At 28.6% G+C, this 20,964-nt stretch carries 21 protein-coding genes; 20 read left to right on the top strand and 1 reads right to left on the bottom strand.

Annotated elements, in window-relative coordinates; all coding sequences use genetic code 11:
• The 3 genes from WHD08_RS05155 (at window position 1) to WHD08_RS05145 (ending at window position 4,351) form a co-directional block, all read left to right on the top strand.
• Window positions 1–1,479, top strand: a complete 1,479-nt coding sequence (locus WHD08_RS05155) for a SusD/RagB family nutrient-binding outer membrane lipoprotein (protein ID WP_208888976.1) — start codon at window positions 1–3, stop codon at window positions 1,477–1,479.
• Window positions 1,480–1,655: 176 nt separating this feature from the next.
• Window positions 1,656–3,242: a purple acid phosphatase family protein gene (locus WHD08_RS05150; RefSeq protein WP_208888977.1), complete on the top strand. Its 1,587-nt coding sequence runs from the start codon at window positions 1,656–1,658 to the stop codon at window positions 3,240–3,242.
• Window positions 3,242–4,351: an alkaline phosphatase family protein gene (locus tag WHD08_RS05145; RefSeq protein ID WP_244183246.1), complete on the top strand. Its 1,110-nt coding sequence runs from the start codon at window positions 3,242–3,244 to the stop codon at window positions 4,349–4,351. Before WHD08_RS05150 ends, WHD08_RS05145 begins: the two co-directional genes overlap by 1 nt.
• A 487-nt stretch (window positions 4,352–4,838) precedes the next feature.
• On the opposite strand, the gene xerD is transcribed toward WHD08_RS05145, so the two are convergent.
• Window positions 4,839–5,735, bottom strand: coding sequence for a site-specific tyrosine recombinase XerD (gene xerD / locus WHD08_RS05140; RefSeq protein ID WP_208888978.1), 897 nt, complete (start codon window positions 5,733–5,735; stop codon window positions 4,839–4,841).
• A gap of 289 nt (window positions 5,736–6,024) precedes the next feature.
• Here xerD and WHD08_RS05135 point away from each other — a divergent pair, with 289 nt between their 5' ends.
• The 17 genes from WHD08_RS05135 (at window position 6,025) to WHD08_RS05055 (ending at window position 20,964) form a co-directional block, all read left to right on the top strand.
• The gene (locus WHD08_RS05135) at window positions 6,025–6,396 is read left to right on the top strand and encodes a hypothetical protein (protein WP_208888979.1); all 372 of its coding nucleotides are present in this window, start codon (window positions 6,025–6,027) and stop codon (window positions 6,394–6,396) included.
• 158 nt (window positions 6,397–6,554) lie between these two features.
• Window positions 6,555–7,055 (top strand): hypothetical protein, encoded by a 501-nt coding sequence (locus WHD08_RS05130; RefSeq protein ID WP_165730485.1) that lies wholly within the window; start codon window positions 6,555–6,557, stop codon window positions 7,053–7,055.
• 77 nt (window positions 7,056–7,132) lie between these two features.
• Window positions 7,133–7,546, top strand: coding sequence for a type II 3-dehydroquinate dehydratase (aroQ, locus tag WHD08_RS05125; protein WP_208888980.1), 414 nt, complete (start codon window positions 7,133–7,135; stop codon window positions 7,544–7,546).
• Window positions 7,547–7,874: 328 nt separating this feature from the next.
• Window positions 7,875–8,723 (top strand): ABC transporter permease, encoded by an 849-nt coding sequence (locus tag WHD08_RS05120; protein WP_208888981.1) that lies wholly within the window; start codon window positions 7,875–7,877, stop codon window positions 8,721–8,723.
• Between the two features lie 47 nt (window positions 8,724–8,770).
• On the top strand, window positions 8,771–9,118 hold the full coding sequence (locus WHD08_RS05115; protein ID WP_208888982.1) for a four helix bundle protein: 348 nt from the start codon (window positions 8,771–8,773) through the stop codon (window positions 9,116–9,118).
• A gap of 69 nt (window positions 9,119–9,187) precedes the next feature.
• On the top strand, window positions 9,188–10,444 hold the full coding sequence (locus tag WHD08_RS05110) for an ABC transporter ATP-binding protein (protein ID WP_208888983.1): 1,257 nt from the start codon (window positions 9,188–9,190) through the stop codon (window positions 10,442–10,444).
• Between the two features lie 32 nt (window positions 10,445–10,476).
• Window positions 10,477–11,271: a glycosyltransferase family 2 protein gene (locus tag WHD08_RS05105; protein ID WP_208888984.1), complete on the top strand. Its 795-nt coding sequence runs from the start codon at window positions 10,477–10,479 to the stop codon at window positions 11,269–11,271.
• The gene (locus WHD08_RS05100; RefSeq protein WP_340833550.1) at window positions 11,272–12,096 is read left to right on the top strand and encodes a glycosyltransferase family A protein; all 825 of its coding nucleotides are present in this window, start codon (window positions 11,272–11,274) and stop codon (window positions 12,094–12,096) included.
• A gap of 20 nt (window positions 12,097–12,116) precedes the next feature.
• Entirely contained in the window at window positions 12,117–13,007 is an 891-nt protein-coding gene (locus tag WHD08_RS05095) for a glycosyltransferase (RefSeq protein ID WP_340833549.1), read from the top strand.
• Window positions 13,004–14,026: a glycosyltransferase gene (locus tag WHD08_RS05090; protein WP_340833548.1), complete on the top strand. Its 1,023-nt coding sequence runs from the start codon at window positions 13,004–13,006 to the stop codon at window positions 14,024–14,026. Before WHD08_RS05095 ends, WHD08_RS05090 begins: the two co-directional genes overlap by 4 nt.
• Window position 14,027: 1 nt before the next feature.
• A complete protein-coding gene (locus WHD08_RS05085; protein ID WP_208888987.1) occupies window positions 14,028–14,936 on the top strand; it encodes a glycosyltransferase family 2 protein in 909 nt (302 codons plus the stop codon).
• Complete coding sequence (locus WHD08_RS05080; RefSeq protein ID WP_208888988.1) at window positions 14,933–15,601, top strand: cytidylyltransferase domain-containing protein; 669 nt, start codon at window positions 14,933–14,935, stop codon at window positions 15,599–15,601. The genes WHD08_RS05085 and WHD08_RS05080 overlap by 4 nt, the downstream gene beginning before the upstream one ends.
• Entirely contained in the window at window positions 15,594–16,637 is a 1,044-nt protein-coding gene (locus WHD08_RS05075; RefSeq protein ID WP_208888989.1) for an N-acetylneuraminate synthase family protein, read from the top strand. Before WHD08_RS05080 ends, WHD08_RS05075 begins: the two co-directional genes overlap by 8 nt.
• 18 nt (window positions 16,638–16,655) lie before the next feature.
• Window positions 16,656–17,597 (top strand): glycosyltransferase family 2 protein, encoded by a 942-nt coding sequence (locus tag WHD08_RS05070; RefSeq protein WP_208888990.1) that lies wholly within the window; start codon window positions 16,656–16,658, stop codon window positions 17,595–17,597.
• Between the two features lie 31 nt (window positions 17,598–17,628).
• On the top strand, window positions 17,629–18,756 hold the full coding sequence (neuC, locus tag WHD08_RS05065) for a UDP-N-acetylglucosamine 2-epimerase (RefSeq protein ID WP_340833547.1): 1,128 nt from the start codon (window positions 17,629–17,631) through the stop codon (window positions 18,754–18,756).
• A gap of 12 nt (window positions 18,757–18,768) precedes the next feature.
• The gene (locus WHD08_RS05060; protein ID WP_208888991.1) at window positions 18,769–19,563 is read left to right on the top strand and encodes a hypothetical protein; all 795 of its coding nucleotides are present in this window, start codon (window positions 18,769–18,771) and stop codon (window positions 19,561–19,563) included.
• Window positions 19,564–19,587: 24 nt separating this feature from the next.
• Window positions 19,588–20,964 carry a UDP-glycosyltransferase gene (locus WHD08_RS05055; RefSeq protein ID WP_340833546.1) on the top strand — a complete coding sequence of 459 codons (1,377 nt, stop codon included), beginning with the start codon at window positions 19,588–19,590 and terminating at the stop codon, window positions 20,962–20,964.

Below are 20,964 nucleotides of genomic sequence, written 5' to 3'. Positions count from 1 at the left end.
ATGAAAAATTTTAAAATAATATTATTTTTAATGATGGCGGTTGTGGTCTCTTCTTGTGAAGATATAGACATCAACGACAATCCAAATAAAGTAAGCGTAACACATCCAGATTTATTGTTAACTAATATTACAACTTCTGCTTTTCAGGTAAAAGGAACAGGCGCAATGTATGCTTCTAGAATGATTGTGCAAACAGACGGAGAAAGTACTTCTCAGTTTTACAAATGGGACAGAGCAAGTTTTGATGCTTACAATAGCTTAAGACAGGTTACAAAAATGATGGAAGAAGCAGGTAGAATAGCAGATGATTCTTACAAAGGAATTGGCTACTTTTTTAGAGCGTATTATTTTTATGATTTGGCGTTAACTTTTGGAGATGTTCCTTATGCAGACGCTTTAAAAGGAGAAACGGAAGATTTATATCAACCAAAATACAGTACACAAGAAGAGGTTTTTGCAGGAGTTTTAAGTGAGTTAGAAATGGCGAATACGTTGTTAGACGGAACAAGTATTATTACCGGAGATCCTATTTTTAATGGAGATGTTAGCAAGTGGAAAAAGTTAGTAAATTCTTTTCGTTTAAAAGTTTTATTGACACTTTCTAAAAAGGAAGGAAGTTCTTCTTTAAATATTAAAAATGAATTTGCTTCTATTTACAATTCCGAATCTATAATAGCAACTGCAGAAGAAAGTGCGCGCTTAGAGTTTGTAGATGTGGTAGATTCTAGATATACAGAATTCAATTCTAGTGGGTATGGTTCTGGTTTATACATGGCATCTACTTTTATAGATATGTTGGTAGAGAGAGGTGATAAACGATTATTCGCTATTGCAGGTCAGACTAAAAATGCAAAAGAAGCAGGTTTAGGAATTGATAATTTTACTGCCTACGCAGGAGGAAGTCCTATCGCGGCTTATAACGATGTAAATTTAGTGGCAGCAGCTGGAGATATATCTAAAGTAAATGACAGATATACAGCAGATCCAACCACAGAAGCACATAATGTGTTAAGTTTTTCTGAAGTTCAGTTTATTTTAGCAGAAGCAGCAGTAAAAGGATGGATTCCTTCTGGTAATGCACAAGCTTTTTATGAAAACGCAATTAAAGCAAATTTCCAATTTTATAATACCTATGCAAAAGGGTATGAAGCGTATTATACACCAACTGAAGCTGTAAATTATATTGCAGGAACAAAAGTGAATTTTTTAAATGCTACCACAGATGCAGAAAAATTGGAATTAATTTTAACTCAGAAATATTTGACTTCTTTTTTACAAGGTGGTTGGAATATGTATTTTGATCATTTAAGAACAGGGTATCCAGAGTTTCCATATTTAGGTTCAGATACGCCTCCAACAAGATGGATTTATCCTTTAGATGAATACAATAACAATGCAACCAATGTTACGGAAGCAATTGACAGACAATTTAGTGGTTCTAATGATGGAATTAGAGAATTGACTTGGTGGTTACAATAGAAAAATAAAAAGATAATTTATAAGGAGTTTTCTAAAAAGGGAGTTTTTTTGTCAATCTGAATTTATTTCAGATTCTTATAAACATTGAAATTCTGTGATTTGAGATACTGAAACAAGTTCAGTATGACACGAATTAATCCTTTTTAGATAACTTCTTATTTTTAATTTAAAGAAAAATGAAAAAAAAGATATTCATTACATTTTCAATACTGTTTTGCTCGCAGTTTTTATTGGCGCAAAAAATAGAAATAAAACCTTATTTGCAAGATGCGGAACCAACCTCAATCAAAATTATGTGGCAAACAGATTTTGGTGAAGAAGCGGTAGTGTATTGGGGAACCAAAAAGAACAAATTAAAGAATAAAGCTACCGGAACTTCTTTCGATATTAATTTTTCAGAAAAAAGAGTACATGAAGTTGCTGTTACGGGTTTAACTAGATTTACAACCTATTTTTACAAAGTACAAACAGGAAAAGCAATTTCTGAAGTGTATCAATTTAAAACACCTCCTTTTGCTGGCGGATCTAAAAAGATAAACTTAGTTGCTATGAGTGATATGCAAAACGATTGGCAGCATCCAACAAAATTTCAAGAAATAGTAGAAGAAGGCGTTTTACCATATTTTAAAAAGAATTTTGAAGGCGACATTTCAGACAATCTTGCAATGGTGGTTATTCCTGGAGATTTGGTGGTTACTGGTACAACTTTCAATCAATGGGAAGCGCATTTTTTTAAGCAATCAGAAAAATTGTTTTCTCAAGTGCCTGTGTATCCAGTTCCTGGGAACCATGAAAAGAATTCAGATTATTTCTTTAAATATTTTAGTTTGCCAAAAAACGGGAGTCCAGAATATGCAGAACATTGGTGGTTTAAAGATTATGCAAATACCAGAATTATCGGTTTAGATTCTAACGATGGATATCGAGATATAAAACAACAATTGGTTTGGTTAAAGGAGTTGTTGGCTAAAACAGCTAAAAATGATTCGATAGATTTTGTTTTTGCGCAATTACATCATCCGCATAAATCGGAATTATGGATTCCTGGAGAAGAAGATTTCTCAGGAAAAGTAGTAAAATTACTAGAAGATTTTACAGAAGAATCGAATAAGCCAAGTTTACATTTTTTCGGACATACGCACGGATATTCTAGAGGGCAATCTAAAGAGCACAAACATCTTTGGGTAAATGTTGCTTCCGCCGGAGGCGCTATTGATAATTGGGGCGAATTTGAAGGGAGAGATTATGATGAATTTACAGTAACTCAAGATGAATATGGTTTTGTATTGGCAACGATAGACCCAGATAAAGAAAACCCTTCTTTTACTTTAAAAAGGATCAGTAGAGGTAATAATATTAAATCTAGAAAAAACGAGTTAAGAGATAGTATAACGGTTTTTAAGAAAACAATTCAGCCAAAAACCCCTCTTTTAGTTGATTTTAGCAAAGATGCACAACCCATTTATAAAGTAGTTTTAAAAGCAAATTCTTTTAAAAGTGATAAAAAGGATGCTTTTCATGCAGGTGTTAATTGGCAAGTATCAACCACAGAAGATTTTGTAAAGCCAACTTATGATTCTTGGAAACAACATGAAAATTGGTATTACAGAGAAAATAGACAAAAAGATGATGATTTAACGGATGAGATTTTAGATAGAAAGCTAAATAGTAACACAACGTATTATGTGCGTGTTCGATACAGAGATCAATTTTTAAATTGGAGTGATTGGTCTACTATAAAAACATTTAAAACGATTAAATAATGAAAATAATAAAATTATCAAGTGTCTTTTTTTTGTTGATGTTAGCCGCGTGTTCATCAGAAAAAAAGGAAATTAAAACAATATTGAAAGACGATTCTAATAAAGTTTTTGTAATTACTTTAGACGGTTTACGTTGGCAAGAGTTATTTTCTGGAGCCGATTCTTTATTGGTAGAAAACAAAGAATACGTGGGAAACCCTAAAAGTTTGAAAAAAGAATTTTGGAGAGAGTCTGCAACCGAAAGAAGAGAAGTATTACTACCTTTTATTTGGAGCGAAGTTGCTAAAACCGGACAAATACACGGAAACCGTTGGGAAGGAAGTAAAATGAATTTAACCAACGGAATGCATTTTTCGTATCCTGGTTATAATGAAATTTTAACAGGTAAAGCAGACGATGCAAGAATTAATAGCAATCGTAAAATTCCGAATCCGAATACTACATTTTTAGAAATAGCAGAAAAATCGGACGCTTATAAAGGTAAAGTTGCTGCTTTTGGTAGTTGGGATGTTTTCCCGTCTATCATCAACGAAGAAAGAAGTGGTTTGTATGTAAATGCAGGTTTCAGAAATGCAAAAGGATCGGATTTGTCAGATAAAGAAGTTTTCTTAAATGAATTGCAAGCAGAAACTCCGAGTCCTTGGGGAGGTGTTCGTTTAGATGTTTTTACACATCATTATGCTTTAGAAACGATTAAAAAGAAACATCCTAAGTTGGTGTTTATTTCTTACGGAGAAACCGATGATTTTGCACATGATGGAGAATACGATGCGTATTTAAAATCGGCACAAAGAACAGATGCTTTCATCCAAAAACTTTGGGACTTTACGCAGCAAAATTCTTTTTACAAAGGTAAAACCACTTTTATAATTACGACAGATCATGGTAGAGGTATAGAACCTTTAGAAACCTGGAAACATCACGGAAATTCAATAAAAGATACTGACCAGGTTTGGGTACTTGCTTTTGGAAATGAAATTGAAGCAAAAGGAGAAATTGTATCGGAAGAGCAGTTGTATACAAATCAAGTAGCTGCTTCTGTAGCCAAACTTTTAGATTTAGAAATAATAACAGATTCAATTGGAAAACCTTTTTCTTTTATAAAGTAAGTGTTTTATCAACCTAAAAAAGGCTGTCTTTAAATTGTTTTTTTTGTCAACCTGAATTTATTTCAGGTTCTTGTGGTGTTTGAATTTCAGTACGTAAAGATGCTGAAACAAGTTTAGCATGACAAGATTTAAACCTTTTTAGACAGTCTTTTTTATTTTTGAATCTATTTCGAAACTCTCTTTTTTAGTAATTTTTATTTTTTTCGAAATTGTATCTAGAACCATTTTTTTAACTTTATCAAAAATAATACAAAGCATAGCACACTGATTTATCATTTCGACGCAAGGAGAAATCCCGTAAAGTCGCTCAAACTTGTGTTAGTTTCTTGTGAAACTTCTCTTAAAAGGTCGAAGTGACACGATTATAGTTTTTACTCAGTTTTGTCTTTTTTATTCTGAAATTTCGGCAGAGAAATCACATAAAGTTACTCAGTATTGTAGTTTCAAGAGCATGAGTTCCTTCTCTTTGGGAAGGTTAGGATGGGCTTTATTTTCTAGGATGATAGGTTTCTACCACTTCTTTTAAATAACTTTTATCTAAATGCACATACACTTCGGTTGTGGTAATACTTTCATGACCTAACATTTGTTGAATCGCCCTTAAGTCTGCTCCATTTTTTAATAAATGTGTAGCAAAAGAATGACGTAACGTATGCGGACTAATTTTCTTCTTTAGATCAATTTCTATAGCTAGGTTTTTTAGAATGATAAAAATCATTTGTCTGGTCAAGCCTTTTCCGCGTCTGTTTAAGAAAACAGTATCTTCAAAACCTTTTTGTGGCTGTACATGTGCTCTAATACCTTTTATATAACTCGAAATATATTTTTGAGCAGCATAATGAATCGGTACAAAACGCTGTTTATTTCCTTTTCCGATTACTCTTACAAAGCCTTCTTCAAAAAATAAATCAGAAATTTGTAGGGTAATGAGTTCACTTACACGCAAACCACAACTGTACAAGGTTTCTAAAATAGTTCTGTTTCTTTCGCCTTGCGGATGGCTTAAATCGATCGCAGAAATAAGATTGTTAATTTCATCTTCGGACAAGGTATCAGGTAATTTTCTTCCAATTTTTGGAGCTTCAATTAAATCTGTAGGATTGGTTTCTCTATAATCTTCAAAAATTAAATAATCGAAAAAACTACGCAAACCAGAAATAATACGCGCTTGACTTCTAGGATTCACTTTTTTAGCAATTTCATAAATAAATTGCTGAATGGACTCTTCATCAATAGTAATAGGAGTGAGGTTAATTTCGTTTTCCTCTAAAAACAACATCAGTTTTTCTAAATCTCTCGTATAACTATCAATTGTATTTTTAGAAAGCCCTCTTTCTATCCTTAAAAAAAGTTGAAAATCTCTAATTGCGTTTTGCCATTTCATGGGATAAAGATATTAAAAGTTAATTATCAATTTGTTAGAACCTAAAAATTATGAAATATGTTTTTTAGCGATATTAAAATTAAATTATTCTTGTTTTTATTCTTAAAAATAATTTGATTATTCTTTTTTTTGATTAATTTTGATATATAATTAAAAACAAAAATTATTAGTTATTGCTGCGCTTGCGTTTGCAGGATTAGGTGTTGTTAATGCACAAGAAGGTAGTCTTAATGGAGGTGTAAATGTAGGTTTCCCAACTGGAGATACAAGTGATCTTTCATCATTTGCTATGTCTGTAGAAGTTAACTATTTGTTTGATGTTTCAGAAACATTTAAAGTAGGACCTTCTATTTCTTATTTACATTATTTTGGAAAAGATATAGAAATTAATGGTCTTGGAACTTATGAAGTAGAAGATAGTGGATTTCTTCCAATTGCTGCTGCTGCACGTTTTGTTGCTTCAGAAAAATTTAGTGTTGGTGCAGATTTAGGTTATGGTATTGGAATTAGCCCATCTGGACAAGAGGGAGCTTTCTATTACAGACCAATGATAGGTTATAGTGTTAGTGAAAAGGTAATGTTACAAGCTACTTATACAGGTATGAGTAAAAATAGTAATACTGTTTCTAACTTTGGTGTTGGAGCAATGTTTGCTCTATAGTATTATTTAAATATATATTAAAAACGGAAGCAATTTGCTTCCGTTTTTTTATGCTCAAAATTTACCGAATATCATTTGAGTCAACTTTTAAATCTTTTCCGTTCATGTAAAAAGCAGTACTGATTTACTTTTGTATAGAACTTAAAAATTTAAATATTATGAAGAAATTATTGATAGTTGCTTTTGCAACAATGTTGGGTGTAAGTGCAGCAAATGCACAAGAAGGTGTTTTAAACGGAGGGTTAAATGTAGGTATTCCTACAGGAGATGCCAATGATTTCTATGGAGCAGCATTAGGAGCAGAATTAAATTATATGTTTCCTGTAGCTGATGGTTTTACCTTAGGTCCGTCTGTTCAGTATTCTCATTTTTTTGGAAAAGATATAGATACTGCACTTGGAACAGTAGAAGTCTCGGATGCTTCTTATTTGCCAATATCTGGTGCCGCAAGATTTAATGTTTCAGAAAAATTTATAGTTGGAGCAAACCTTGGTTATGCAGTAGGTTTGAGTGAAGATTTAGATGGCGGTTTTTATTATAGACCTGTAGTTGGCTATAAAATTGGTGGTACTACACAGCTAAATGTTTCTTATTCCGGAATTTCAAATGATGGTTTAGAGATGAACAATGTTAGTTTGGGCGTAATGTTTGGACTGTAATAGTTAGATATTTATTATATATGAACGGAAGCTGAAAAGCTTCCGTTTTTTTATGTAAAAAAATGTATTTTTGTTTTATGAAATTACTGATACTAAACGGTCCCAATTTAAATTTATTAGGAAAAAGAGAGCCAGAAATTTATGGTTTAGAAACTTTTGAAGATTATTTTAGAAAACTACAGCTAAAGTATAAGAATGTAGAATTAGACTACTTTCAGTCTAATAGTGAAGGTGCTATCATAGATAAATTGCACGAAGTTGGTTTTAGTTACGATGGTATTGTTCTAAATGCCGGTGCTTATACGCATACTTCTGTGGCTATTGCAGATGCTATTAGTGGTATAACTACTCCGGTTGTTGAGGTACATATTTCTAATGTTCACCAAAGAGAAACGTTTAGGCATCACTCTTTTTTATCGGCAGTTTGTAAAGGTGTTATTTTAGGTTTTGGGTTAAAGAGTTATGATTTGGGGGTTGAGAGTTTTTTGTAGAGTACTATTATTCTTAAATGATTTATAAAGTAACATGGTTATTTCGAATAGAGAATTTTGCGTTTTTTATATTTCTGCAATATTATTGTACTATAAAAGATCATCTATAATTCATTAAAAAAATAACTAGGTTTAAAAATTTTACACAACCAACTGTTTATACTACATTTGCAACGGTATTAATTTTGTTAATATCGCTTCCCTCACTATTTTTTTAGCAGACATTTTATAAGTTGTTTTTTAAATGTATAAAAACTACAATTTATAACAGATATAAATACCCCAAAACATAAAATAAATTATATTTGTTTTTCAGAAATATTATTAAATGAACAAAGAAAAATGGCTTTTTGAAATAACGCCAAAAAACAATTTATTCGATTTAAATTTAAAAGAAGTTTGGGAGTATAGAGATTTGTTGATGCTTTTTGTAAAACGAGATGTTGTAACAGTTTATAAACAAACTATTTTAGGTCCATTATGGTATTTAATTCAGCCATTGTTTACTTCTATAGTTTTTACCTTAGTTTTTAATACCATAGCAAATATTAGTACAGGAGGCATTCCCCCATTTTTGTTCAATTTAGCTGGAGTTACAAGTTGGAACTATTTTAAAGAGTGCCTAACCGGTACTTCAGATACCTTTAAAAAGAACCAAGCAATATTTGGTAAAGTATATTTTCCTAGAATTATTATGCCCATGTCTGTGGTGGTTTCTAACTTATTAAAATTTGGAATTCAGTTTGGAATATTAGCTGCTTTTTATGTGTATTATGTTTTAAATGGAAGTTTAATTAGACCGAATATTTACTTTTTAACCTATCCAATAGTAATACTATGTATGGCTTTATTAGGTTTAGGTTTAGGGATGATTATTTCTTCTATGGTCACTAAATATAGAGATTTAACTTTTTTAGTTTCTTTTGGTGTGCAATTACTAATGTATGTTTCTTTAGTAAGTTTACCGTATAGTTTGTTTAAAGAAAATGATTTAACATGGGCGGTAGATTACAATCCTGTAGCACATATTATAGAATATAGCCGATTTGTAATGTTAGGAGAAGGAACTGTAAGTCAGTTTGGTGTTATTTATACTTTAATTACTTCTGTTGTAGTATTTTTATTAGGAATTTTAGTTTTTAACAAAACAGAAAAAAGCTTTATTGATACGATATAAAAAAGTGAATGGTGAATAGATAAAAGGGAATTGTTAAAAAAGAGTTTATGGATCATAAAGATTTGGATGTTTGGAAAAAGAGTATGGATTTGGTAGCGTCTATTTATAAATTAACTTTAAATATCCCTGATTCAGAGAAATTTGGTTTAATTAGCCAAATGCGTAGATCCGTTATTTCAATACCATCTAATATTGCGGAAGGAGCAGCTAGAAAAGGAGATAAAGAATTAATACAATTTATTCACATTGCTTTAGGTTCTTTATCAGAACTAGAAACTCAATATTTAATAACACTACGTTTAGGGTTTGTGAAGGTTAATGTAGAAGTAGAAGAATTGTTAGTAACAGTAAAAAAATTATTACTAGGTTTTAAAAAATATTTAGCAAAAAAATAAATTAATAATGACGAATTACCATCAAATTTTCGATGCCCACCTTTCAAGTCTCACTAAAAACGATTCACTATGAGTGAAACTATTTTAAAAGTAGAAAATGTATCTAAACAATATCGATTAGGAACTTTAGGAACTGGAACTATTAGCCATGATTTAAATAGATGGTGGGCATCTATAAGAGGAAAAGAAGACCCTTATTTAAAGGTAGGGGAAACCAATGATCGCTCTACAAAAGCAACTTCTGAGTATGTTTGGGCGTTAAAGGATATTAATTTTGAAGTAAAACGAGGAGAAGTTTTAGGTATTATAGGAAAGAATGGAGCAGGGAAATCTACGTTGCTTAAAATTCTATCTAAAGTAACAGGTCCAAGTACAGGAAGTATAAAGTCAAGAGGGAGAATAGCTTCTCTACTAGAGGTTGGTACAGGGTTTCATCCAGAAATGACTGGACGAGAAAATGTTTACTTAAATGGTGCTATTTTAGGGATGACCAAAAAAGAAATTAATGCTAAAATTGATGAAATTATTGAATTCTCAGGTTGTGAGCGTTTTATAGACACACCTACTAAACGTTATTCTAGCGGTATGACGGTTCGTTTAGCATTTGCTGTGGCTGCTTTTTTAGAACCAGATATTTTAATTGTGGATGAAGTGTTGGCTGTTGGTGATGCTGAGTTTCAAAAGAAAGCTATTGGTAAAATGCAAGATATTTCTAGTGAAGGAGGTAGAACTGTTTTGTTTGTAAGTCATAATATGGCTGCAGTAAGGAGTTTATGTACAAGAGCAATTGTGTTAGGAAATGGTGAGGTTGTATATATTGGTGGAACTAATGATGCTGTAGATCATTATTTAAATATGGATACACATCAAGTAGCTAGTATTATAGAAGGTATTAATCATCAAAGCAAAGATATTTTAATAGAAAGTATTTCTATTAATAAACAATGTAAGAATGTTGTTTATGTAGATGAACAACATTCTGAATTAAATGTAAATATAAAAGGAGAATTACTTACTTCTAAGATAATGGATTTAGAAGTACGTTTTTATGATGAAAAAGAAAATTTACAGATGTTATATGCTCCTGGGCACTTAAATGGAGAATTAATAAACTATAAAAAAGGAGTTTTTGAAATAAATGAAGTTATAAAATTACCAAATTCATTAACAAAACAAGAGCTTTTGTTAGATGTTGATATTACACACCCAAACATTGAATTTATAGTTAAAATTTCAAAACATGTAAAGGTTATTTCTAAAGGAATTGTAGGTAAAACGGGATCTGATTTTTCTTTTAAGAAATATGGATTTATGATTCTTAAATAGAAGGTATTCTAGTTTTAAATGATAAAAAATAAATGAAAACAAAAGTTATTACTGTAATTACTATTAATTATAATAATGTTATAGGTTTAAAAAAAACAATGAAAAGTGTTTTTGATCAAACCTATACCAATATAGAATACATTGTTATAGATGGAGGTTCTAAAGATGGTAGTAAAGAGTTTATAGTAGATAATGTAGATAAGCTTGCGTATTGGGTAAGTGAACCAGATAATGGTATTTATAACGCCATGAACAAAGGTATTGCTAAAGCTACTGGAGAATATTTGTTGTTTTTAAATAGTGGAGATTATTTATATTCTGAAAAAGCTTTATTTCAGTTTAAAGAAACTTCAAGTACAATGCCAAATAAAGATTTGTATTATGGAAAAATAAATGTCATTGCAACCGATAATGAGAATGCATGGATTAAACCATATACTAATGATTTATCGTTTTCTTATTTTTTAAAGGATACATTACCACACCCTGCAACATTTATTAAAAGAAGCTGTTTTGATGTTTTATTATATGACGAATCTCTTAAAATTGTTTCAGATTGGAAGTTTTTTATGATTGGTATATGTAAGTTTAATTTTTCATTCCATTATTTTGATAAAGTTATAACTACTTTTTTTTTAGATGGTATAAGTAGTACAAATCCAAAATTAGCAAATGAAGAAAAAAATCAAGTTTTGTTAGATGATTTTCCTCTTTTTATTAAGGATTATAATAAACTTAAAAATGTTGAGAACGAATTAAAATTATTGAAAAAACAATCTAAAATAGAGCGAATTTTACGAAAGATTTATAAAAAAATTAAAGGGTAAATGGAATTGATTTCAATAATAGTACCTTGTTATAATCAAGCGCAATATTTAGACGAATGTTTACAATCTGTTTTAGATCAAACCTATGCAAATTGGGAATGTATTATAGTAGACGATGGTAGCCAAGATAATACAAAAGAAGTTGCTAATAAGTGGGGGGCTTTAGACACAAGGTTCAAATATATTTACAAATTAAATGGAGGTTTGTCATCAGCAAGAAATAGTGGGGTTTCAGCTGCTAAGGGAGAGTTTATTTTACCATTAGATGCTGATGATTATATTTCAGTTGATTATTTGACACTAGCAATGAATCAATTTAATTTAAACTCAAATTTGAAATTAGTATATAGTCTAGCTCAAAAATTTGGAGAAATAAATTCATTATGGGAATTGGAGTCATTTTCTTTAAAAAAGTTAGCTGAAACAAATATAGTTTTTTGCTCAGGAGTGTATCGTAAAAAAGACTGGATTAATGTTGGAGGCTATGATGTAAATATGATTTATGGTCTTGAAGATTGGGAGTTTTGGATTGCATTACTTAAAAAAGGAGGAGAAGTTTATAGAATAAATAAAATATGTTTTTTTTATAGAATAAAAACAGTTTCAATGATTACATCTTTAAATCATAGTCAAAAAAAAGAAATGATTAAATATATTAACATTAAACATGTAGATTTTTTCATAGAACATCTTGGTACTTTTTATGATTTAAATAATAAAATAAATTTTGAGAAAAAAAAAACAGAAAGAAAATTAAAAAGTAAAAAGTATGTGCTGAAACTTTTTCTCCAAACTTTTTTTAAATTAAATATTCAAATACAATAAAATTTTATTTTTAAAAAATAATGTTAGCAATCGTAATTCCTTACTTCAAATTAACATTTTTCAGAGATACTTTAGAATCTTTGGGAAAACAAACTGATAAACGATTTAAGGTTTATATAGGAAATGACAATAGTCCAAATTGCCCCGAAAGGTTATTACAAGTATGTACTTTTGATTTCACATATAAAAAATTTGAAGAAAACTTAGGCGGTATTTCATTGGTAAAACAATGGGAACGCTGCTTGCAAATGTTAGAAGATGAAAAATGGGTGATGATCTTAGGTGATGATGATGTTTTAGGGGAAAATGTTGTTGAAGAATTTTATAAAAATATTACGAAAGTAGAAGAAAAAAATATTAGTGTAGTAAGGTATGCAACTATTAAAATAAATGAAACTGGAGAAGAAATCTCTAAATTATATAAGCACCCTGTAATTGAAAAGTCAACTGATTTTATTTTTAGAAAGAGCCGAAGTTCCTTAAGTGAGTATATATTTAATAGATCTAATGTGGATAATGTTAAATTTAAAGATTTGCCTTTAGCATGGTATTCAGATCTCTTAGCTGTTTTAGAGTTTTCTAATTTTTCTAATGTTTTTACAATAAATAATTCATTAGTATATGTTAGAATTTCAGGCCTTAGTATATCAGGAATGAAAACAAATACAGATAAAAAATGGAAAGCAAGATTTAAGTACTATTATTATTTATTACATTATAAAAAAATATTTTTTAATGTTGAGCAACAAAAAAGATTATTAAAATTATATGAAAAATCATATATTAATAATAAATATAGAGTTTATTATTTTATTAAAATAAGTTATACTCATTTTATTTGTTTCGGAATGAAATATTATCTTTCTTTTATAAACTCAATAATTAAATCGTTTAAAATACAGAAAAATTGAGAATAGGCACAAACCCGCAAAGAAACATAAAACGAGAAATAAAAGGATACAATCATCGGATAATTGTACCCGTATATATTCCAAATATGGATGGGTATTATAAAGATTCTTTTGATATCTTAAAGGTTTGTATAGACACCTTGTTAGCTACAATTTCTAAAGATTCTGCAATTACGGTTGTTAATAATGGTTCTTGTAAAGAGGTAATAGGGTACTTAAACGAACTATTTATAGAAAATAAAATTCAAGATTTAATTCATACACAAAAAATAGGTAAATTAAATAGTATAATTAAAGCTATAAAAAGTAGTTCAGAACTTTTTATTACCATTACCGATGCAGATGTCTTGTTTTTACCTAATTGGTTGCCTAAAACAATAGAAGTTTTTAAGAATTTTCCAAAAGCAGGTGTGGTCGGAATTGTACCACAATTTAAACAATTTGAATATTTAGGGTATAATGTTATTTATGATAATTTGTTTAATAACAATATAAAATTCACTAAAGTAAAAAATCCGGAAGATTTAAAAAACTTTTATAAAAGTATTGGTTGGAAAGACGATTATAACAACGATTATTTAAAATATAATTTAACTGTAAAAAGTAAAATAAATTCAAATGTTAAAGCTGTAATTGGCAACGGACATTTTATTGCAACCTACAAAAGAGAATTGTTTGATTCTGATATTAAATTTACAGAATATCTTTTAGGAGGTGCAAGTGAGGGAAAATATTTAGATAGACCCTCTGTTAAAAAAGATTTATGGAGATTAACAACCGATGGAAACTATGCGTATCATATGGGAAATATCATAGAACCTTGGATGAAAGATAAAATTGATTATTCTTTACAAAATGAAATTAATGTAGATAAATCAAATGAAATTAACGAAATAGTAAAAGATAATTTTTTTTTTTATTTATTAAAAACTAAATTAATGAGACTTTTTTATAAAAGATTTAAATTAAAATTTTATAAAAAATGGAATCTTCCTAAAGAATTACATTCAACCTATTAATATGATTAAATTTTCCATTGTTATAACAACCTATAATAGAATTGAAGATTTAAAGATTACGTTAATATCTTTAGGGAACTTATTTCAGAGAAATGATGTTGAATTGATTATTTGTGATGATGCATCAACGGATGGTACACAAGTTTTTTTGAAAAAAAATTACAATAACCATGTATTATTATTTAATAATAAAGGAAAAGGTTTAATCCATAATAGAAATATTTTAAATAACAAAGCAAAAGGATTGTATATAATATCATTAGATGATGATGCATGTTTTTTATCCAAAAATGTTTTAGAAGAGATTGAAAGTTGTTTTATTAATTACCCAAACTGTGGTGTTCAAAATTTGAGAATATTTTGGAGTTCTAATGAGCCTAAATTGCAATTAAGTAAGAATAAAATCTGTAAAAGTAAAAGTTTTGTTGGTTGTGGACATGTTTGGAGAAAATTAGCATGGAACTCTATTGCTAATTATCCAGATTGGTTTGTGTTTTATGGGGAGGAAAATTTTGCATCGTATCAATTGATAAAAACAGTATGGTCTGTTTATTATAATCCTAATATATTGATTCACCATAGAGTAAATATAAGAGCAAGAAAAAAAGATAATGATTATATCATTCGATCGAGAAGATCTTTTAGAGCAGGTTGGTATTTGTACTTTTTATTTTATCCATTAAAAGAAATACCTAGAAGGTTAGCATATACTTTATGGCAACAAATAAAAATTAAAACATTTAAAGGAGATTTTAAAGCAACAATAGGTGTTTTTCAAGCTTTGTTTGATGTTCTATATAATTTTCCTAAATTGGTGAAAAATGCTAATAGATTAACGATTAAAGAATTTAAAGAATATCAAAACTTACCAAGTACTAAGATATATTGGAAACCAGAAAAAAAAATATGAAAAATATAGTTATTATTCCTGCAAGAGGTGGCTCTAAAAGGTTAGTGAATAAAAATATATTAGAATTAGAAGGGATTCCTTTATTAGTACATAGTATTAATTACGCTAAAGAAAATAGTAATTTAGGTATAGATATTGTTGTTTCTACAGATGATGTAGAGATAAAAAAAATAGCATTAGAAAATGATGTAATGGTTGTTGATAGACCTAAAGAAATTTCTGGAGATTATACGACAACGGTTGCTGTAATGAAACATGTTATAGATACTTTAGAAATAAAATATGATCATGTTATTTTACTACAACCAACAAACCCTTTAAGACCAAAAGAGTTATTGCAAAATGCTTTTAATTCTCTTATTAATGGAAATTTTGATAGTTTAATGACGGTTAGTGAAAATAAACATAAATTAGGTAAGATTATAAATAATATATTTGTGCCATATAATTATCAGTTTGGACAAAGAAGTCAAGATTTAGAAGCGTTGTATTATGAAAACGGGTTGTTATATATCACAAAAACAGCATTAATACTAAAAGAACAAATTTTAGGAGAAAAGAATTATCCTTTTATAGTAGAGCATCCTTTTGCAAAGATTGATATAGATACTTTAGAAGATTTTAATTTAGCTTCTTTTTATTATAAAACATATAAAAGTGAATAATCCATATATAGAAATAGCAGGAAGAAAAATAGGACCTGATTTTCCACCATTAGTAGTAGCAGAATTAGGTATTAATCATGAAGGGGATTTAAAAGTTGCTTTTGAAATGGTAGATGCAGCAGCTAGAGCAGGTGTAGAAGTTTTAAAGCATCAAACACATATTGTAGCGGATGAGATGAGTGGAGCTGCAAAAAAAGTAATTCCAGGAAATGCAGACGTTTCTATTTATGAGATTATGGAGCGTTGCTCTTTGAATGAAGAAGAAGAAATAGCCCTTAAAAATTATGTAGAGAGTAAAGGAATGATTTTTATATCCACACCTTTTTCTAGAGCGGCAGCTAATCGTTTACATAAAATGGATATAGCTGCTTATAAAATAGGCTCTGGAGAATGTAATAATTATCCTTTATTAGAGCATATTGCTAGTTTTGGTAAACCTGTAATTTTAAGTACAGGGATGAATACTATTGAAAGTATCACAAAAGCATTAGCAGTTTTTGATGCACAAAATGTTCCTGTAGCTATTTTACATACTACAAACTTATATCCTACTCCGCCAGAATTAGTTCGTTTTGGAGCAATGACAGAAATGCATAAAGCTTTCCCTGATAGAGTTTTTGGTTTATCAGATCATACAATAAGCAATCATGCTTGTTTAGGAGCAGTGGCTTTAGGCGGTAGTATTTTAGAAAGACATTTTACGGACAATATGGAAAGAAGGGGGCCAGATATCATTTGTTCTATGGATGAAATTGAAACTAAAAACTTAATTAAAGGTGCTGAATTAATGTGGAAAATGCGTGGAGGAATTAAAGAACCAGCAAAAGAAGAACAAGTAACCATAGATTTTGCTTTTGCAACAATTTGTACGATTAAACCAATTAAGAAAGGAGATGTTTTTACCAAAGAAAATATTTGGGTAAAAAGACCTGGTACAGGTGAAATTTTAGCAGAACATTTTAATGATGTTTTAGGTAAAGTAGCCAAAGTAGCTATTAATGATGATGAACAATTAACTTGGAGTTTAATTAAATAAATTTTTAATAAAAAAGGTATGACTAAAAATAAGAACCCTTTAGTTTCTATTATAATCCCGAGCTATAATAGAGTGGATTTATTTGGTGAAACTTTAGATTCTATTATTTTACAAAGTTATACAAATTGGGAGTGTATAGTTGTTGATGACGGCAGTACAGATGGAACGATTGTTTTATTAGAAAAATATAGAAATAAAGACTCTAGAATAAAAATATATAACAGGCCTAATAATTTATTAAAAGGAGCGAATAGTTGTAGAAATTATGGTTTTTCTAAAGCAAATGGACTTTATATAAATTGGTTTGATAGTGATGATATCATGTATAGTCAATTTTTAGAATTGAAGGTAAAGTGTTTTTTAAAAAACGAAGATGTAAATTGTGTAATATCTAAAATTGAATTTTTTAAAGATAGTATTACCAATATAGTAGGGCAAGAAAAGAGAACATTTAATAGTGTTAATTTATTAGAAGATTTTATACGTTTGAAACGAAGTTGGTATGTCTGTGACCCAATGTGGAAAAAAGAACATCTTAAGAATAAAAAATTATTATCTGTAGTTTTATTAAAAGGTCAAGATAGAGATTTTCATATAAGAATGTTAATGGACAAAGATATCAAAATACATTTTTTAGATGAATATCTTGTTAGCTATAGGCAACACGAAAATACAATATCTAATGACTTCTCAAAAGAAGTAGCATTTAGTATTCACAATAGGTTAAAAGAAAGAATTGTAGAGTTAAAAGAGTATGGTATATCTACAGATACACTTATGTTTTTATATATTAGTTTATATAAAAATTATAGATACTTAAAAACTAATGAATTTGATATTTTAAGGGTTGTATTAAAAAAACCTTTAAAACACAAATTGTATTTTAAATGGGGGGTAAAATTTGTTGCAGCTACCATAAGTTATAAGTTAATAGGAAAAGGTGATTTATTGCTAAAATAAATTATTGTAAAAAAGATTAAAGAATTATAAAATGTTGATTAAAAAAGTAGTGTTTTTAACAGGTACAAGAGCTGATTTTGGTAAAATAAAATCTTTGATTGAATCACTTGAAAAACATGAAAAATACACACCTTATGTCTTTGTAACAGGTATGCATTTAATGCAAGAATACGGTTATACAGTTATAGAGGTAGAACGAATTGGTTTTAAGCATATTGATACCTTTGAGAATCATACTGACGAAACGACTATGGATTTAACATTAGCAAAAACAATTGAAGGGTTTTCTAGTTATATAAAAAAAATAAAACCAGATTTAATAGTAGTTCATGGAGACAGAGTTGAAGCTTTAGCAGGAGCAATTGTTGGTAGCTTAAATAATATTTTAGTCGCTCATATAGAAGGTGGAGAGGTTTCAGGAACGATTGATGAATTGATTCGTCATTCAGTTTCTAAAATGAGTCATTTACATTATGTAGCAAACGATTTAGCAAAAAAACGTTTATTACAAATGGGGGAGGCAGCTGCTAGTATTTTTGTAATTGGTTCTCCAGATGTAGATGTTATGTTTTCAAATAATTTACCTTCGTTAAAAGAAGTAAAAGAGTATTATGAAATTACATTCGAGAATTATGGGGTAGTGATGTATCATCCTGTTACCACAGAAATAAATGAAATGGAAAATTATGCAAACCAATTTGTTGACGCTTTGTTAATGGATGATAGAAATTATGTGGTAATATTTCCTAATAATGATTTAGGTTCTAAAGAAATTTTAAATGCTTACAAACGCTTAAATAATAATGTTAGGTTTAGGATATTTCCGTCCATTAGATTTGAATATTTTTTAAAGTTGTTAAAAAGGAGTGATTTTATTATAGGGAATTCTAGTGCAGGAATTAGAGAAGCACCTTATTATGGAATACCAACCATAAATATTGGATCAAGACAGGAAAAAAGGTCTTTACACAAACATATAATTCATTCAGATCACCAAAGTGAGTCTGTATTTAAAGCAATTCAAGATGCTCATATTCTAAAAGTAAAAGAAAGTAAACCTGTTTTTGGGTTTGGAAATAGTGCTGAACTTTTTGTGAATTCCTTGAATGATTTAACATTCAATAAAGATTATGTACAAAAACATTTTATAGATTTATAAAGAATAACTATTATGAGGAAAATAGCAATTTTAACAACTGTAGCTAATTTTAAATTATACGATAAGACTAGTCATTTGTTTGGATTGGAGTATGATAGGTACGTGATAGATGGAAGAAATGGTATGTATGGTATACAGAGTATTTTATATATGATGAAAAAATTTAAGAACTTAGATTACGACTATATTATAATGGCTGATGAAGATTTTGTTTTAAAATCAAATAATACACTTACAATTTTAATCGATGAAATGAATAAAAATAATATCACTGTCTCAGGAGTAAGAGATGGAGGTGTTATTAATCATAGAAATTATAACCCATTTTGTGTCAATACTTTTTTTTCAGTTATTGATTTAAATAAAATAAAATTGATATGGAATAGAAAAGAAATGTTGTCTAATCAAAAAATAGAAAAAGAAGAATTTTTTTTAAATGAAGTTTTAGATTATAAATATGATGAGTCTAGTCTATATGAGTCTTATTATTGTTTTTATTTATGGTTATTACGTAAAGGAGAAAAAATTAAATATTTAACATCTAAATCTCTAGAACTTAATAATGATAGCATTACAAATGTAATTTATCATAACAGTATAATTATCGGTTTTCATTCATGGTATGCTAGAGCCTATGGTACAAATAAGAAACATACAGAAAGAATTGATTTACTTTTAAATGGTTTAGAGAGTAATAGTATAACAACAGTAAATTATGTGTTGTGGAAAGACAGTACTTTTAAATATAGATTATACATAAAAAAGTTTTTTAGGCGAATTAGAATAAAGTTGAATAGAATTAAATAGAGTTATTTTAGAAAATATATTATTATGAAAGCTTTTATTTTATTACCAGATGGAGTAGGACTACGAAATTTTGCTTTTGGTAAGTTTTATGAAGAAGCATTAAAACAAAATTTTGATGTAACTTATTGGAATAATACTAGTTTTCCTATAATAGATTTAGGTTATAAAGAAATTCAAGTAGAAATAGGAAAGTGTAGACCAATTTCTGATTTGTATAAAAGAGCAAAAAAAATAATTGAGTTAAAACAAAATTATAAGAATTTTAAAGATAAAGCTTACTTATCTTATATATTTCCTAATAGTTATAAAAATTTAAAAGAGAGTCTAAAATCATTATATGTTGATGGATTAGTATTTATCTATAATTCACCAAAAGGACTTCTTAAAATAGAACAAAAACTACATCAATTAGAAAGAAAGTCAGAGTATTATATAAAATCAAAAGAAACCTTAAAAAGAGAAGATCCTAAAGTTTTGTTTTTAACAAACCAAAGACCAGTAAATGCAATTGCTCCTCTTTTAGCAGCACAAGATTTAAAGATACCTACAGTTACATTTATTTTTTCTTGGGATAATTTACCTAAAGGAACAATGGTCGTAAATTCAGATTATTATTTTGTTTGGAGTGATCACATGAAAAAGGAACTGTTACAATATTATCCAAAGGTTAGTGAAAATAAAATTTTTGTAACAGGTACTCCTCAATTTGAATGTCATTACAATACTTTATTTGATTCAAAAGAAAATTTTTTTAAAAAAAATAATTTAAAATTAGATAAAAAATATATTTGTTTTTCTGGAGATGATGTAACCACTTCTCCTAATGATCAGTTTTATTTAGAAGATGTAGCAAAAGCAGTACGTAACCTAAATAATAAAGGACATAATATTGGTGTTATTTATAGGAAATGCCCTGTTGATTTTACTGATAGACATATTAAAATTTATAATAATTTTAAAGAAGAAATTGCTTTGATTGATCCTAAATGGAATAATTTAGGAAATAGTTGGAACCAAGTTATGCCTTTACCAGAAGATTTAGATTTGTTAGCAAATACGGTTTATCATACAGAAATGGTTATTAATGTTGGTTCTTCAATGGTTTTTGATTATGTTGCTCAGAATAAAGCTTGTGCATACCTAAATTATAATACAAAAAAGACTACAAATTCTATTTGGAATATTGATGAAATTTATAAATATATCCATTTTAAATCAATGCCTTCAAAAGAAGCTGTTTTATGGATTAATAGTTCTGATGAAATAGAAAAAGTTATTATAAAGGGTATAAATGAGAGTGAATTAAAGACAACCAAAGAATGGTACAAGATTATATGTGGTGAAAATCCATCGAATACATCTGAAGAAATTTGGAAAACTATTCATAAAATTTTAAATTAA

This window comes from Polaribacter sejongensis (assembly GCF_038024065.1).
Taxonomy (GTDB): domain Bacteria; phylum Bacteroidota; class Bacteroidia; order Flavobacteriales; family Flavobacteriaceae; genus Polaribacter; species Polaribacter sejongensis.
Note: the sequence above shows the minus strand (reverse complement) of the source record. Positions and strands in the feature narration are given on the sequence as shown.